Origin of the sequence: Actinotignum urematis, assembly GCF_051264595.1 — a bacterium.
GTDB classification, from domain to species: Bacteria; Actinomycetota; Actinomycetes; order Actinomycetales; family Actinomycetaceae; genus Actinotignum; species Actinotignum timonense_A.
On record NZ_JBOZBG010000023.1, the window covers coordinates 15389 to 31906 of the forward strand.

At 63.8% G+C, this 16518-nt stretch carries 12 protein-coding genes; 8 read left to right on the forward strand and 4 right to left on the reverse strand.

From position 1 onward, the window contains the following. The first annotated feature begins 40 nt into the window (after positions 1-40). A complete protein-coding gene (gene epsC / locus ACRQDJ_RS08545) occupies positions 41-613 on the forward strand; it encodes a serine O-acetyltransferase EpsC (RefSeq protein ID WP_087071041.1) in 573 nt (190 codons plus the stop codon). A 26-nt stretch (positions 614-639) separates the two neighbouring features. Here the strand turns inward: epsC and ACRQDJ_RS08550 are convergent, their stop codons facing one another. After that, positions 640-1086 carry a ribose-5-phosphate isomerase gene (locus ACRQDJ_RS08550; RefSeq protein ID WP_284897026.1) on the reverse strand — a complete coding sequence of 149 codons (447 nt, stop codon included), beginning with the start codon at positions 1084-1086 and terminating at the stop codon, positions 640-642. A gap of 192 nt (positions 1087-1278) precedes the next feature. On the opposite strand from ACRQDJ_RS08550, the gene ACRQDJ_RS08555 reads away from it, so the two are divergent. From ACRQDJ_RS08555 to ACRQDJ_RS08575, 5 genes are all read left to right on the forward strand, one after another. Then, on the forward strand, positions 1279-3324 hold the full coding sequence (locus ACRQDJ_RS08555) for a M13 family metallopeptidase (protein ID WP_284897028.1): 2046 nt from the start codon (positions 1279-1281) through the stop codon (positions 3322-3324). Positions 3325-3585: 261 nt separating this feature from the next. After that, a complete protein-coding gene (locus ACRQDJ_RS08560; protein ID WP_284897030.1) occupies positions 3586-4626 on the forward strand; it encodes an ABC transporter ATP-binding protein in 1041 nt (346 codons plus the stop codon). Continuing rightward, positions 4623-5453, forward strand: coding sequence for an ABC transporter permease (locus ACRQDJ_RS08565; RefSeq protein ID WP_284897031.1), 831 nt, complete (start codon positions 4623-4625; stop codon positions 5451-5453). Before ACRQDJ_RS08560 ends, ACRQDJ_RS08565 begins: the two co-directional genes overlap by 4 nt. A 208-nt stretch (positions 5454-5661) precedes the next feature. Further along, on the forward strand, positions 5662-6771 hold the full coding sequence (locus tag ACRQDJ_RS08570; RefSeq protein WP_435717991.1) for a sensor histidine kinase: 1110 nt from the start codon (positions 5662-5664) through the stop codon (positions 6769-6771). Further along, on the forward strand, positions 6768-7460 hold the full coding sequence (locus ACRQDJ_RS08575; protein ID WP_284897035.1) for a response regulator transcription factor: 693 nt from the start codon (positions 6768-6770) through the stop codon (positions 7458-7460). Before ACRQDJ_RS08570 ends, ACRQDJ_RS08575 begins: the two co-directional genes overlap by 4 nt. Before the next feature lie 117 nt (positions 7461-7577). Here the strand turns inward: ACRQDJ_RS08575 and ACRQDJ_RS08580 are convergent, their stop codons facing one another. Then, complete coding sequence (locus tag ACRQDJ_RS08580; protein WP_284897037.1) at positions 7578-8174, reverse strand: mycothiol-dependent nitroreductase Rv2466c family protein; 597 nt, start codon at positions 8172-8174, stop codon at positions 7578-7580. A 189-nt stretch (positions 8175-8363) separates the two neighbouring features. Between ACRQDJ_RS08580 and pepN the strand changes: the two genes are divergently transcribed. After that, complete coding sequence (pepN, locus tag ACRQDJ_RS08585) at positions 8364-10916, forward strand: aminopeptidase N (protein ID WP_284897039.1); 2553 nt, start codon at positions 8364-8366, stop codon at positions 10914-10916. A 182-nt stretch (positions 10917-11098) separates the two neighbouring features. Further along, positions 11099-12256 (forward strand): coiled-coil domain-containing protein, encoded by a 1158-nt coding sequence (locus ACRQDJ_RS08590; protein WP_284897041.1) that lies wholly within the window; start codon positions 11099-11101, stop codon positions 12254-12256. A 213-nt stretch (positions 12257-12469) separates the two neighbouring features. On the opposite strand, the gene ACRQDJ_RS08595 is transcribed toward ACRQDJ_RS08590, so the two are convergent. Together ACRQDJ_RS08595 and ACRQDJ_RS08600 are read right to left on the reverse strand one after the other, a co-directional pair. Continuing rightward, a complete protein-coding gene (locus tag ACRQDJ_RS08595; RefSeq protein WP_435717992.1) occupies positions 12470-14959 on the reverse strand; it encodes a LacI family DNA-binding transcriptional regulator in 2490 nt (829 codons plus the stop codon). 34 nt (positions 14960-14993) lie between these two features. Further along, positions 14994-16313: a sugar porter family MFS transporter gene (locus tag ACRQDJ_RS08600; RefSeq protein ID WP_016442401.1), complete on the reverse strand. Its 1320-nt coding sequence runs from the start codon at positions 16311-16313 to the stop codon at positions 14994-14996. Positions 16314-16518 lie beyond the last annotated feature (205 nt).

A 16518-nucleotide genomic window follows, 5' to 3' on the forward strand; every position in this document is an offset into this window, starting at 1 on the left:
TATACGCCCACGGCGCGGGTGGCCGGCTAGAGTAGGTCCTATGGGTTTATCTCGAGCACTCCGGCTCATGCGGGAAGATATTGATACGGCGCGCCGGCGCGATCCGGCGGCGCGTTCCCGCCTGGAAGTGGTACTGGCTTACTCCGGCGTGCATGCCGTATGGGGGCACCGGGTGGCACACGCGATGTGGGAGGCGACGCCGCGGCTCCGGCTACCGGCGCGCCTCCTCTCCCAAGCCACCCGGTTGCTCACCGGGGTGGAAATCCACCCCGGCGCCCACATTGGCCGCCGTTTCTTCATTGACCACGGCATGGGAGTGGTAATCGGGGAAACCGCGGAGATCGGCGATGATTGCATGATCTACCACGGGGTGACCCTGGGTGGGTCATCAGCCGAACCGGTCAAACGCCATCCCACCTTGGGAAACGGCGTCATGGTGGGGGCAGGCGCAAAAATACTAGGCCCTGTCCACATTGGGGACGGTTCCCAGGTGGGCGCAAACGCCGTCGTCGTTCATGATGTGCCGGCGGAAGCGACCGCGGTGGGAATCCCCGCGCGGGTACGCACCCCGGCCCATCACGAACCACTCATCGATCCGGCGATATATATTTAGGCCGCTTGAGGCGCCTTCGTACTGCTTTAGGCGCCTTCGTACCGCGCGATCTGGTCGATACGGCGCTGGTGGCGCTCGTCTTCACTGAAGGGCGTCTCCAGGAAAAGCTTGACCAGGTCCCAGGCTTCTTCCTGGGTGTGCTGGCGCGCGCCGATGGAAATGACGTTGGCGTTATTGTGCTCGCGCCCGAGCTTGGCCGTATCCTCATTCCAGGCGAGGATGGCGCGCACCCCGCGCACCTTATTCGCGGAAATCTGCTCGCCGTTCCCGGAGCCACCCAGCACGATACCCAGCGACCCAGCGTCATCTACAACGCCCTGCCCGCAGGCAATGCACGGAGCGGGGTAATCATCGAGCGCATCGTAAGTTTTTGCGCCGTGATCAACAACTTCGTAGCCACTAGCTTCGAGCTTCTCCACCAGGAATTCCTTGAGCTCGAAACCGGCATGATCTGTTCCAATATGTACTCGCATGCAGCAATCCTATCCTATTGTGCCGCTTGTCACTTTTACTTCGGGGATGGTGCGGCGACGGCGCCCACGGGGCCAACGGTGCATACGGCGCCCACGGTGCGCCGCAACGGTGCGGCGGCACGGGCCGGCGGGAAGCTGCGCCCGTGGCGATGCGCTATTTAAAGTGTCGTAGGCGTCCACTACCCTGGACACATGACTGATACTGCTTTGCATGCTGTGCTTTCGGGCGCTGATACTTCGGTGCGCCCCCAAGATGATCTTTTCCGTGCCGTCAATGGCACCTGGTTGCGTGAGAAGGAAATTCCGGCCGATCAGGTCTCGGTAGGTTCCTTTATTGATCTGCGCGATGAAGCCGAGCTCCACGTACGTGAGCTCATTGAGAAGGCCGCTGATGCGGCAGGCGCTACCCCTTCGGAAACGGCCGCGGATTCCGCACCGGGCGTTCCGGCGGAATCGCTGGCGAAAGTTGTGGCCCTCTACCGTTCCTTTATTGATACCGCGGCGATTAATGAAAAGGGCACCGCTCCCCTCGCCGCTGATCTCGATCCGGTAGCTAGTGCAAAAACAAAGGAAGATCTGGCCCGCGTGATCGGCGCGCTCATGCGCACCGGGGTGAATAGCTTCTTCGGGGTGGATGTAGCCCCCAGCCTGGCCAACCCCAATGTGAACGAATTTTCCATCGGCCAGTCCGGCCTGGGCTTGCCTGACGAAGCCTACTACCGCGAAGCGCAATTCGCTCCGATGCTGGATGCTTACCGGGAGTTTGTGCCGCAACTAGCCCAGCTGGCTTTTGATGAAACGGCCACCCAGCCCAGCCCCGCCATCACGGCCGCCGCCGGGCGCGTTATCGAAGTGGAAACGAAGCTCGCCGCCGCGCATATGAGCCGCACGGATGCCCGGGATATGGATAAGGTCAATAACCCGATGTCCTTCGCGGATTTCGTGGCCTCGGCCCCACAATTCCCCTGGGCCACCGCGCTGCGTGCCATCGGTTATGATCCCGATGGGCTCGGCACCATTATTGTGACTACCCCGCAAGCGCTGCAGGCCGCCGCGCAGCTGTGGGAGGAAACCCCGCTGGAAACCTTGCAGGAATACACCCGCTGGCGCATTCTGCTGGCGCGGGCTTCCTACCTGCCCGAAGTGATCGACGCGAAGAATTTCGATTTCTACGGCAAGGTGCTGGCCGGTACCACCCAGCAGCGGGATCGCTGGAAGCGTGCGGTGCAGCTGGTCAATGGTGTGCTCGGTGAAGCGGTGGGCCAGCTCTACGTGGCCTCCTACTTCCCGCCCGAACATAAGGCAACCATGGATCAGCTGGTCGCGGATCTCCTGGATGCCTACCGGCTTTCTATCCGGGGCCTTGACTGGATGAGTGACGCCACCAAGGAGCGCGCCCTGGCCAAGCTGGATACCTTCGCCCCGAAGATCGGCTACCCCGATAAGTGGAAGGATTATTCCTCCATGCAGATCGGAACGGATCTGCTGGCCAATATTCGCGCCGCCTGCGAATTTGAGGTGGAGGAAAACATCGCCAAGCTCGGCAAGGAAGTTGATCGCAGCGAATGGCATATGAATCCGCAAACGGTCAACGCCTACTACAACCCGCAGTGGAATGAGATCGTATTCCCCGCCGCTATTTTGCAATGGCCTTTCTTCGAGCAGGATCGCGATGCGGCCTTCAATTACGGCGGTATCGGCGCGGTGATCGGCCACGAAATCGGGCACGGTTTCGATGACCAGGGCTCGAAGTTCGATGCGGACGGCTCCCTCAATAACTGGTGGACGGATGAGGACCGCGCCGAATTTGAGAAGCGCACCGCGGCTCTTATCGCGCAATTCAATTCCTATATTCCGGCCCAGTTGAACGGGGATGAGGCTTTCCACGTCAACGGTGAGCTCACCCAGGGTGAAAACATCGGGGATTTGGGCGGCCTATCCATCGCGCTCAAGGCTTATGAAATCCACCTGGAACGCGAGGGCCTCACTCTGGAAACCGCCCCCGTGATTGACGGCTACACCGGCGCGCAGCGCGTCTTCCTGTCCTTCGCCAAGATCTGGCAGGGCAAGAACCGTGACGAATGGGCACGCCAGCTCATCGCCATCGACCCGCATTCCCCGTCCGAATTCCGGTGCAACGGCACGGTGAAAAATATCGACGCCTTCGCGCAGGCTTTCGGCCTGGAAGAAGGCGACGGTCTCTACCTCGCCCCGGAAGAACGCGTGCGTATTTGGTAAAAGCGCTCTTTCGTGCATACGGAATGTTGCGTGCGCGGTATCGCGCATACATACTATTCCGTATGCGCGGCCGAAGCAGCGTGCACGGCATCGCACGGTGCCGAAATAGCACGACGACGGCGCTAACGCGCGCCTAGTTGCCACGGCGTTACGGCGGCGGAGTGCCGGACTGACCAGGCCACCTATCCATGACATCTGTCATGAAGAATTGGTGATGCATGGCAGTTCCGGCGCCCCGCCGCCCATTTTTACACTGATGGCATGAACACAATACCCGTGGCCAACTCGGCCCACCCAACCCGGCCGGCACAAGTGACGCCCCCAGCCGGCACCGTACAGCCGGCTGCCGCGATGCAGCCAGACGGCATCGCACAGCCAGCTGTTTCCGCCCGCGCCCTCAGCCGTTCTTTCGGGAACGTGCGCGCCGTCGATAATATCGACCTCCGAATCGACACCGGAGAAATCGTGGCGCTCCTCGGCCCCAACGGCGCCGGGAAAACCACGCTCCTCGATATGGTGCTCGGCTTCACCAAACCCAGCCGCGGCACCCTGGAAGTTCTCGGCCAGACTCCCGGCTCCCCGCCCCTTACCGGGCACATCGGGGCCATGTTGCAGACCGGTGGAATGCTCCGTGATCTCACCGCCGCGGAAACCCTCCATTTTCTCGCCGACTGCCTCCCTTTCCACCTGCCGGTAAGCGACGTTATTGAACGTGCCGGTATGAGCGATTTCGCCTCTCGGAAAATCGCCAAATGCTCCGGCGGGCAAATCCAGCGCATTCGCTTCGGTGCCGCCCTGTTATCCGACCCGGAGCTGCTTATCCTCGATGAGCCCACCGCGGGGCTGGATGCCACGGCGCGCCGTGACTTCTGGGAGCATATTCGGGCCGACGCCGCTCGCGGGCGCACCATTATCTTCGCTACCCACTACCTCCAAGAAGCTCAGGACCTCGCCGAGCGAGTCATCCTCATGAATAACGGGCGCATCGTAGCTGACGGAAGCGTTGCCGAGATTACCGCCCAGCAACGCCACCACCTCACCGTCATCTGGAATCCGCAGTCCGCCATCTCTCCGGAAGAAATAGCTAGGCGCACCGGTGCCGACACGGTGGACCGAGACGGTGACCTGGTGCGTTTCACCGTGGCTGATTCTGATCGGCTTGCCGCAGTGATTCTCAATGAAGGCCTCGGCTCCCATCTCCAGATTTCTGCCGCCAGCCTCGAAGATGCGTTCTTCAGCCTCACGGCCGCGCCTCGAACCGATTTCCCCGCCGCCGCGGCACCCGAAGGAGCACGCTCATGACAACCGCCATATCCAGCCCGGCTGCGCCCCGTTCCCGCACCAGTATCTTCTTCTCCTATATCCGCCACGAGCTCTGGCGAAATCTGCGGATGGTGGACTCCCTTATCTTCCTCATCGCCCTTCCCCTCGTGATCTTCGCAGTTTTCGGGGTGGCTTCACCGGGAACGGACAAGCACATTCCCGGCGGCACCATCGCCGCCTACGTCATGGTGAGCCTGGCCCTCTACGGGGCAGCCACCGCCGCGACATCCATGGCGGGTGCCGCCGCCGTGGAACACGACAGCGGCTGGGGCCGCCACCTGGCCCTGACCGGCATGCGCCGCGGAGATTACCTGGCGGGCAAAATTATCGTCAGCCTCCTCATTGCCTGCCTCCCCATCGGCGCGACCTTCCTCCTTGGAATTCTGACCACCGCGCAATTTGATACCCCCGGGATCTGGCTCGCGAGCGCCGGACTGTGCCTGGTGGGTGTCTTCCCCTTCGCTTTCTTCGGCCTCGCCGTTGCCCTGGCGCTCCGCAGCGAAACCGCGGTGTCCATTGCCTCCGGTGTGGTGGTGCTCCTCGCTTTCCTCGGTAATCTCTTTATGCCGCTGAGCGGATCCATGATGGAGCTGGCCCGGTACACACCCTTCTACGGGGCGGGCGTGCTGGCGCACTGGCCTCAGAACGGGGACGTGATTATTACCGGTGCTTTCGCCACGCCGGGTATGCCGGAGATCCTCCCCACCGAATCCTTCGCCTGGGCAATCGGAAACGTGGCGGTGTGGACGATTATCTTCGCTGCACTGGCGCTCCTGGCCCTGCGCCGTTCGACGGTGCGGCGCTAGAGTACCGCGCTAAGGTACGGCTAAAGTGCGAGCACATCAGCAGGCACGGGCGGCGGCCGCGGAGGAACTTCGCGGCCGCTATGCTCATGGTATGGCCCCATCCCCCGCCGCTCTTTCAGCAGGCTCCGCCCCGTCTCCCGCCGTCTCAGCGGCCTCCACCGCTCCGTCTGCCTCCGCAGCATCGCCCTCCAGCCATTATTTGAACCGCATGTGGCGCACCGCTAACCAAATACCGGCGGCCCCCACCACCCGCCGCGAGCGCCTGACCATGCTCTTCGGTAGCGGGATCTGGCTGATTTTCCTGGTCTTTCCTTTCGCCGGGGTGCTCTTCACCCAGGGGCTCTCGCCCGCCGAGCGCACCCTCGGTTATATCGGGCTGGCCGCGTTCGCGTTCTTCTATATCTTGGCTTTCCAGTTCCCGGATCTGCGCCCGACCTGGCCGCGCTGGGTTTCCCTTCTGCTCTGGACGGTAACCCTGGCGCTGTCCGCCGCCCTCATCCCACCTTTCCCCTTAGGTTTCGCTTTCACCGCGCCATTTTTCGCGGCGATCTGGATTTTCTCCCTCCCGCTTATCCCCGGGATTCCGTGCGGGCTGCTCTGCTTCGCGGGCGGAGCGGTGGCCCACCTCTTAGCCCCCTATGTATTCTTGTGGGGAGCCTTCCTGGGCAGCATTATCATCCCGATGATCCCCATTCTCATCTCGCGGTTGCTGGAAGAATTTGCCACGCGGTCGGCGCGGATGCGCGCGGAGCTCATCCTTTCCGAGCAGCGTTCCGAACTGGCCTCCGTGGTCCATGATGTGCTGGGTCATTCGCTGACCGCCATCACCGTGAAAACTCAACTGGCCGCGCGATTATTGGAGAGCAATCCGGAGGCGGCCCGCGCTGAATTAGAAGACAGTCTCAATATTTCGCGCAACGCTATCGACACGGTGCGGGCCACCGTCACCGACCTGCGCCAGCCCACCCTCGACGCTGAACTGGATTCTGCTTACGCACTGCTCCGTTCGGCGCGTATCACCGCGCATTTCACGCCTCCCCCGGAGCTCCCCCTCCTCACCGCCCAGCTTTTCGCGTGGGTGGTGCGCGAAGCGGTCACGAATACGGTGCGCCATTCGGGTGCGCGCAATTGCACCATCACTATCGAGCAGAGGGAGACTGGCGCGCGCTTGCGGGTGGAGGACGACGGCGCCGGCATTCCCGCGGGGGCTCCGGCAGGTACCGGGCTGACCGGTTTGCGCGAGCGCGTGGAGGCTGCCGGTGGAACACTGGCGATTAGCCGGCTGGAACCGGGAACTCGCGTGGAGGTGTTCCTATGAACGACGGCGCACAAGTAGATGGCGGTGCTGCCCCCGCCACCAACTCGCACGTGGGCAACGGTGCGGCTACGGGGCACCGCCGCCCCATCCGGGTAGTGATCGCCGATGATCAGCGGATGGTGCGCGAGGCTTTGGCGGCGCTTCTCAACCTGGAAGAGGATATTGAGATAGTGGCGCAGTTGGAAGATGGCAGCGCCGTCGTTCCCACCGTGGCGGAAACCGGTGCCGATATTGCGCTCCTTGATATTGAAATGCCGCACGTGGACGGAATCGCAGCAGCGCAAGCACTGCAGGCGGCGGGGGCCGGCTGCGGCGTCGTTATTGTGACGACCTTCGGGCGTGCCGGGTATTTGCAGCGCGCCATGGCGGCCGGGGCGCGCGGTTTCGTGGTGAAAGATGCGCCGGCTGAGGAGCTCGCCGCCGCGCTGCGCACCGTTGCGGGCGGCGGCTACGCTATCGATCCGCAGTTGGCCGCGCAGGCCTTGCAGATGGGGCCCAATCCGCTCACCGAACGCGAGGGTGATGTGCTGCGGCTGGCGCTCAGCGGGGCGACCGTGAAAAGCATGGCCGCGCAGCTGTATCTCTCGCAGGGGACGGTGCGTAATCACCTGTCTGCCGCTATCGGGAAAACGGGGGCGAGCACCCGCACCGAGGCGGCGCAGCTCGCCCGGGCCCGCGGGTGGATCTAAACGCACCCGCGGGCGCATGGCGCACCGATGCAGAGCTAACCGTCACACCGGTGCGCAGCTACCAGCACGCCCGCGGGGCAGAGCTACGGCAGCTGAGCCGAGGAGCAAGTTCGGCGGCTAGCTAAAAATTGGCCCCGTGGTACGCGAGCGCTTGAGCTCAAAGAAACCGGGGGTGCGAGCCAGGGCGAGGCAGCCATCCCAGAGGGCGAGGGCGGCTTCCCCGTGCGGGGCCGGGGAGATGACGGGGCCGAAGAAGGCTGCGCCGTCGAAAGAAATAATGGGCACGCCGACTTCGTCTCCCACGAGCGCCAGCCCGGATGCGACGCTGTCACGCAGGGCGGCGTCGTAATGGGCGGCGTCGTTCAAATATTCGCTCCCTTCGCCGAGGGCCGCGAGCACTTCGGCAAGAATCTCGCGCCCCACGGGGCGCCGGTCTTCGTGAATAGCCTGGCCCAAAGCGGTGTAGAACTCGCCGAGCTTCTCGTTGCCTTCCAGCTGGGCGATTTTCATGGCGACGAGCGCCGTCTCGCGCCCCTCCTCCACGTGAGCGCGGTACTCCTGCGAAATATCTTTGCCCTCGTTGAGGATCGCGAGGGAGAAAGGCCGCCACGTGACGGTGAAATCACGAGCGGTGGCCACCTCGGTGACCCAGCGGGAGGTAATCCACGTCCACGGACATGTTGCATCAAACCAAAATTCAACCTGAGTACTCATGGTTCTATCCAAGCGTGAAAACGGACGCGGTGGGTCGCCTCGCGCCATGAGCGAAACTGGAACGGCGCGCGAACGGTGCGGCAACGGCGCGCGAACGGTGCGGCTGAAAGCGGGCGGTGCGGGCAAGGGCGCGCCAGAACCGGTAGGATTTCACGTAAATTGTGCTGAAAGCCAAGGAAAGGAAGCTTGATGGCCGGGACTAATCTCACCCGCGCAGAAGCTGCGGAACGCGCGCAGATCGTAGCGACGCAGAATTACCGCATTGAACTTGATCTGACCACCGGGGAGGAAACCTTCGCGGCGGTTACCGAAATTGATTTTGAGGCCACGCCGGGTGCCGATACGTTCCTCGACCTCATCGCGAAGTCGGTGGAGCGCGTGGTGCTCAACGGCGCGGAGCTTGACCCGGCCAGCTACCAGGATTCGCGCCTGCCGCTGCCCAACCTCGCGGCGCAGAACACGGTGCGGGTGGAATCCACCCAGTACTACTCGCGCACCGGTGAGGGCCTGCACCGTTACGTGGATCCGGCCGACGGCGAGGTCTACCTCTACTCCCAGTTTGAGGTGGCGGACGCGCGGCGGGTCTTCGCGAATTTTGAGCAGCCTGACCTCAAGGCGAATTTCACCTTTACGGTGACCGCGCCGGAGAACTGGAAGGTGTTCTCCGTGTCCCCCACCCCGGAGCCGGTGGCCCTGGGTGAAGGCAAGGCGCGCTGGGATTTCACGCCCACCGAGCGCCTATCCACCTACCTGGTGGCGATTGTGGCCGGCCCCTACGAGGGTGTGGAAGGCGAACCCTTCCATTCCATCGACGGGCGCGATATTCCGCTGGGTGTGTACGCGCGGAAGTCGCTGGCCCCCTACCTGGATGCCGATGAGATTTTCACCATCACCCGCCAGGGCTTCGAGTATTACGAAGCGAATTACGGCCACCCCTACCCGTTCCGCAAGTACGACCAGGTGTTCTGCCCGGAATACAATGCCGGCGCCATGGAGCACCCGGGCCTGGTGACCATCGTGGAAACCTATGTTTTCCGCACCAAGCCCACCGGCGCGATTATCGACCGGCGCACCATCACCATCCTGCACGAACAGGCCCATATGTGGTTCGGCGACCTGGTCACCATGAAGTGGTGGGATGACCTGTGGCTCAACGAATCTTTCGCGGAGTTCATGAGCCACCTGGCCGCCGCCAATAACACTCGCTGGAAGGATGCCTGGACCACCTTCCTCGCCTCTGAGAAGACCTGGGCGATCCAGCAGGATCAGCTTCCCTCCACCCACCCGATTGCCGCGGATATTCGCGATCTGGAAGATGTGCTCGTCAATTTTGACGGCATCACCTACGGTAAGGGTGCTTCGGTGCTCAAGCAGCTGGTGGCGTACGTGGGGCAAGAACAGTTCCTGGCCGGGGTGCGGGCCTATATTGCTAAGCACAAGTGGGGTAATGCCACACTCACCGATCTGCTCACCGAGCTGGAAGCTTCCTCCGGGCGTGACCTCAAGGAATGGACCCGGGTGTGGCTGGAGGAATCCGGCGTCAATACCCTGCGGCCCGAAGTGGAGGCCAGCGGCGGGGTTATCGACCGGCTCACCGTGGTCCAGAGCAACGACGCGAACTCTTCGCTGCGCCCGCACCGTATCCGTATTGCCGGCTATGACCTGGACGGGGACGGGCTGCGCTGCGTGAAATCCGAATGGGTGGATATTGCCGGTGAGCGCACCGAGATCGCGTCCTTCCAGGGTGCTGAGCGCCCCGATCTTATTCTGCTCAACAGCCAGGACTGGGGCTACGCCAAGATCCGCTTCGATGCCGATTCCTTCCGGGTGGCGCTGGAGAATCTCGAGAAATTCGATAACCACCTGGATCGCTCCGTGGTGGTCTTCGCGGCCATGGATATGATGCGCGACGGCGAACTCGACGCCCACACCTACGCGGATATCGCGCTGGCGGTGCTGGCGGATGAAACCGATGGCACCGTGCTGCGCGTGGTGCTCGGCTCCCTGCATTCCGCGGTGGAGCTCTACTCCAACCCGGCCACCCGCACGGAGTTCGCGGCGGCCGTTTCCGAGCGTATTTTCGAATTGGCGCTCACCGCGGCACCGGGTTCGGATCGCCAGCTCCAGCTCATGGGTGCGGCGATGCGCCGGGCCGTGAGCGAGGAGCAGCTCGGCCTTATTGCCGGGTGGCGCGACGGCGTGGCCGTTCCGGAAGGCTACGACGTCGACCAGGAAGTCCGCTGGAATATCCTTATCGCCCTGGCGGCTAACGGGCGGGCCGATCAGGCCGATATTGACGCCGAGTTCACCCGCGATTCTTCCTCCTTCGGGCAGATTTTCGCGGCCCAGGCCGAAGGCGCGCTGCCCGATAGCGCAGCCAAGGAAAAGGTTTGGGAAGAAATCGTGCATCCGGAAACCAATACCCGCCAGCGCAACCTCGCCCTGGGCACCGGGCGTTCCTCCGCGGAGAGCGTGCGCACCTACGCGGAGAAGTACTTCGCGGTGGCCAAGGACATGTGGGATAACAATTCGGTGGAAATCGCCTCGAATATGCTCGAGTACGCCTACCCGGCTCAGTTGGCCGGCCGTACCGACCTCGGGGTGGATCTGCTGGCCCTCGGCCAGGAATGGCTGGCCACCACGGATGCGGCGCCGGCCTGCCGGCGTATCGTCTCCGAAGTGGTGGACGGCACCGCCCGGGCGGTGCGCAACCAGGAAGCCGACCGGAAGGCTGGGAACTAGGGCCTAAGCGCTAGCCACATAGCTGATTATTCCGATGCACAAGCGGTGCGGGAACTCGCCATGGGTTCCCGCACCGTGGCATTTAACCAGCTCGCACCGGCTACCCCAAAGCTGAAACTATCCTGGATATTTTTATCATCACATTTCCTAATATCCTTTTATTACTTCGCTATAAACTTGTGGTGCAAACCGTCATAGTCAAAGAAGAGGAAGACACCCCGATGAAGCACCCGAGTTACCTGGCCGTTGCCGCCGCCGCAGCCACAGCCATGTTCATTCCAGCCGCGGCGCTCGGTGCCCCGGCCACATCCACCAGCCTGACGAGTAATCTTTCCCGCGCGGCTGCAGATACGAACAGGGATAAGGCCGCTGAGGAGAAGGCCGCCGCGGAAGCGGAACTGGCTCGGGTCACCGCTGATCTGGCCGCCGAGAAGGCGAAGGTTCCGAGCCTGGAAGAAGACCTGGCCGCCGCGCGCCAGCGCCTCGCGGACCAGGAAGCTCCCCTCGCTCCGTTGCGCGCACAGCAGCAGGAATTGAGCACCGAGTGTGGCAAGCTCGGCCCCGCCATTGCTAGCCAGGAAAAGAAACTGGCGCAACTCCAGGCCACGCTCAAGGAAGTTCAGGAAACTGAATACGCCACGATTGATGAGAAAAATGCGCTGGTGGTCAAGCGCACGCAGATGCAGCAGGCCGGCGAGGATGTGACGGAGATCAGCGCGCAGATTGACGCGCTGGAGAAGAAGCTTGAGCAGCTGCGCACCCAACAGCAGCAGCTCAATACCCAGATTTACACGCTCAAGCCGCTGATCGAGGAGCTGCGCGGCGCGCAGGCGCAGTGCCCGGCGATGGAGGCCGAGCTCGCCCAGCAGATCAAGGACGCGGAGGCCGCGGCCGCACCGGCGCGCGCCGAGGTTGCAGAGAAGGCGAAGGCGCTCGAGGCGGCGCAGGCCCGCGTGACTACGCTCACCGAAGGCGCCGCGGCGCTCGAGAAGAAGATCGCGGAGCTGAATGAGATTCTTGCCCGCCCGCTTCCCGCGCAACCGGCGCAGCCTTCCACGCCAGGTGTTACGACGACGCCGCCAGCCGGCCCCGCGGCCACTCCGGCCGTCACCGGTACCCCGGCAGCCCCCTCCGCCCCTGCCGCCCCGGCAACCGCCGCCCCCACGGCAACAAATACGCCCACGGCAGCCACGGCGCCCACCGCAACAGCTACACCCAAGGCCAACGCAGCCAAGCCGCAGCTGGCCCACTCGGGTGCGGAGCTGGGCGGCGCCATTGGCGCGGCCACGGTGCTCCTCGGAGCGGGCGGTGCGCTGGCGCTCCGGCGGGCGCGCCGCTAGGCACCAGTAGCTAATCGCCAGTCACTGAGCGTGCGCCACTAAGCACCGGCCACCGATGCCAGCCACCAGGCGCCCGCAACTCGGCACCAGGCCCTGCATCTAGCAGGAAAGCTACATTTCTCGCATACAAGCCGAAGCGGCGGATACCCACCGGTATCCGCCGCTTCGCCTATTACGCGCTACTACTTTTATGACACGGTGCCGCGCTGCCCCTTAACGCAAGGCACGCGGGAGCCGGGCGCCGTCGTCGTTAAAAGCGGAGAGGCGATAGCAGGTGACGGTGAGCTCCCCGCTCACCTCCATCCGCACCTGCCCGCGCGGGTAAATGCGCTGGGTGAAGGAGGTGGTGCCTTCCTGGAAGAGCTCCACCAGGGAGCCGTCCATCCACAGGGAGGCCGGCGCACTCACGGCGGCGGTGAAGAGCACCTCGTTCGTTTCCGAATCGCGCAGGGAGATGGTGCCGCTGCCCTCCAGGTCCAGGGAGAAGGAGCGCAGCTCGGGCAGTTCGGTCACGACCTCGCCTTCGCCCTCGCGCAACGCGAAGATTTCGGGGGCCGGCTCGGTCCACACGCGCCCGTCGGAAATACGCACCTGGCGCGGGTAGGTGAGCGCACCGTTGTAGCCCGAGGCGTCGATATCGGCGTCGGTACGGTCGGAGCCTTCCCAGGTCCAGCCCCAAGCGAGCACGCGCTCCCCGTCCACCACGCACTGGGGCGCGTAGAAGTCGGGCCCGGCGTCGAATTCACCGCCGGCACGGGGCACGAAACGGGGGTACCCGGCGCTCATATCCAGATCGCCCACCAGGTAGGCCACCCCGGTGAGGTGATCCATCAGCGTTTCCGCTTCCACCCACTGGGAGACGATGAGCACCCACGCCTCCCCTACCTGGATGAGCTGGGGGCATTCCCAGATGGAGGCCGGGGCGTAGATGGAGGCGAGCGGGTCGTCGCCCACCAGGAGGGTGTCCAGGTAGCGCCAGTTGCGCCAATCGGAGCATTCGTAGAGGAAGATGACGGGGGTGCCGTCCTCGAAGCCGCCGCCGTGGATGGCGTAGGTGCGCCCCTCCACCTGGAAAATGAAGGGGTCGCGCATGGCGCGCACGTTTTCGATGGGCGGCATGGTGGCGACGACGCCGGTGGGCTCCCAGCCACTCCGGTCGGCGTTTTCCTCCGCCAGGACCGTCACGGAAGGGCCGTCCCCGCGGGTGACGGCGGTGTAGAGCAGCGAGGATACTCCCTCGTGCACGGTGCCCACGCCGGACCAGCAGCCGGCCGAATCGGGCTGCCCGGGGCGCGGTTTGAGGGCGATGGGCTGCGCCGTCCAATTGACGAGGTCCGTGGAGGTGGCATGCCCCCAGTGGATGTGGTCATGCCAGGGCGCCTTGGGGTTGTACTGGTAGAACATATGCCAGGTATCGCCCACCTTGTGGATACCGTTGGGGTCGTTGACCCACCCGAAGTTCGGGCGTACGTGCAGGGCGGGGAAGAAACGATCGGGGAAGTGATCGAGTTGTGTCATGATTGCCTCCTTTGTTGAGGGGGTTGGGGGCGGCGTGGCGGCCAGCGGGGAGCGACTGTGTCCCTCATCGTTGAGGAGGGCACGGTCGGGTACCCAGCCGGCGTGACGGCGCCCGTGGGCTGCGGCGTAGAGCCGATGTTGGTCGGTTCCCGCCGTTGAGCTTTCCTGCGGCGCCGTGGGGCAGCCGCAGCTCGGCCCGGTGATGACGGTGCAGGGCACCAGTCGGGTACGGTGGCGCTCCGCGGCGGCATCCGAATCACCGAGCAGGCGGGTTATTTCGGTAATGGCGCGCTCGGCAACCTCTTCTACCGGGTCAACGGCGCGCAGGAATGATTGGGCTTCAGGCAAATGCGAGTCATCGAAAACGGCCAGGCGGATATCGCGGCCGGGCAGCAGCCCGCGGCGCCGTATCTCAGCCATGGCGGGCACGCACATAGCGGAGCTGCCCAGTACCAGGGCGTCAATATGGGCGCAGGAGTCGAGCACCTGGGCGATCTGACGGCGCACCGCTCGCGGGGAGGAATGGGCGCCCACCAGCTGGTGGCGGGTCACCCGGTGGCCCCGTTCCACCAGGGCTTCCTCGAAGCCGCGCATATGCTGCGAGCCGTTGGCGATGCGCCGGTCCGGGTAGAAGAGCACCGGGTAGCGCACCCCGTGGTCGAGGAGGTGTGCGGTAATATCGCGGATCCCCTGCTGGTAGTCCGTGCTTACCTGCGGAGCCACCACGGCGGGGTCATTCCCGTTGACCACCGCGAACGGGATGGCGTGGCGGCGCAGCCGGGGCAGTGAATGCCGGCGCCATCCGGGCACGGGGCTGATAATAACCGCGTCCAGACGGTGCGCGATGAGGGCGCTGAGCGCCGCTTCTTCGGTATGCACATTCGCCCCGGTATCCAGCAGGAAGGGCACCAGGCCGGCGTCGGTGGCCTGGCGGGCCAATTCCAGGGCCACGGCCGTGCCCCCGGCGTTGCCCAGCAGGGTTCCCACAATGGCGATTCCGGGCGAAGCACCGGCGCGCAGGGAGCGGACGGTACGCGGACTCGAATAGCCCAGCTCCGCTGCCGCCTCGAGCACCCGCATCCGGGTGGATTCGGCCACCCTCCGGGTCCCGTTGAGCACGTGGGACACCGTGGTGATTGACACCCCGGCGCGGCTCGCCACGTCTTTCATCCCTACGCCCGCCATTGTTCCTCCTTACTTTCTTTTACGACGACGCCGGCTATACGTCCTCGAGAAGAGTTCCCTTCGTCTCCGGCATCATAGTCCGTGACCAGATGACCGCGCCGAGCATGCACGCAGCGTAGAAGAGGAAGGTGAAGGTCATCGAGGCTTGGAACATCACCGGGAAGGTGCCGGAGATGATCGCTGCGGAGACCCAGTGTGCGGCCGAGCCGACGGCCTGTCCGTTCGCGCGGTGGGCCGGCGGGAAGATCTCCGAGATGAAGACCCACAGTACCGAACCGATACCGACCGCGAGCGCGGCGATGAACACGATGATGAGAACCAGCACGATAATGCCGGTGGTGGTGGACAGTTCCGAGCCGTTGAAGTAGAAGATCCCAGCGATGGCCAGCAGCGCCACCAGGTCGATACCGGCACCCAGCGTCACCAGCGGGCGGCGCCCCACTTTATCCACGAGGGAACGCCCCAGCAGGGTGAAGGCTAGGTTGGTGAGCCCCACCAGGATGGAGGAGGCGAAGGCGGCGTCGCCGGCGATGCCGGCCGACTGGAGTAGGGACGGTGCGTAGTAGAGCACCGCGTTGGTACCCGCGAACTGGGAGAAGAAGGCGATGAGGATCGCCATGGTGATGGGGCGGGCGGTGCGCTTGGAGAAGAAAGGCTCGGTTGCCGCGGCGTGCGGGGCAGCATTGTGCATATTTTCCATCACCTGGGCGGCTTCGTTCTTACCCCACAGGTCTTCCATGACGCGCAGTGATTCGGAGTCGCGCCCGCGGGTGTAGAGCCAGCGCGGGCTTTCCGGGATGAAGTAGCACACCGCGAGGAAGATGAGGGAAGGCACCGCCTGGATGCCGAGCATCCAGCGCCAGCCCAGTTCCACCGGCATCATCTTGACGATGATGTAATTGGAGAAGTAGGACACCACAATGCCGATCACGATATTAAGCTGCACCGTGGCCACTAGTTTTCCGCGCCGTGCCGCCGGGGAAATCTCCGCTGTATACAGTGGGGCTATCACCGAGGATGCCCCTACCGCGATTCCGCCGAGCATGCGGAAGATGAGGAAGAATACCCAGCTATTGGCCACCGCCACGCATACAGAGGTGATGAGGTAGAGGGCCGCCACGCCTTTGAGGACGGGGCGCCGGCCCCATTTATCGGCCGGGATGCCACCGAAAAGCGCCCCGATAATGGTACCGATAAGGGCACAGGAGACTGTGAAGCCCAGCTGCCCGGCGCTCAAATCCCATTTATCTTGGAGGGCTGCCGTGGTTCCGGAAATCACCGCGGTATCGAAACCGAAGAGGAAGCCACCGAGTGATGCGGCGGTGGCCGAAAATGGTACGAGATGTTTTTTCATGTTCTCTCCTCACCGTTGAGAATGCTGATCGTGGCTGGCGCTGCGATGGCGGGAACGGTGCGCTTCCGTTGCGCGCCGTGCTCCTTGCCCCGTGCCCCGTTTCCAGCTCGGGAAAGGGGCAGACCGGCCGGTGCATTCACTCTAAGAAGAAGCGCTGGGCAACAGGTAGGCCTGTCTCCTAAAATTTGCGCAAATTTTAGGAGAC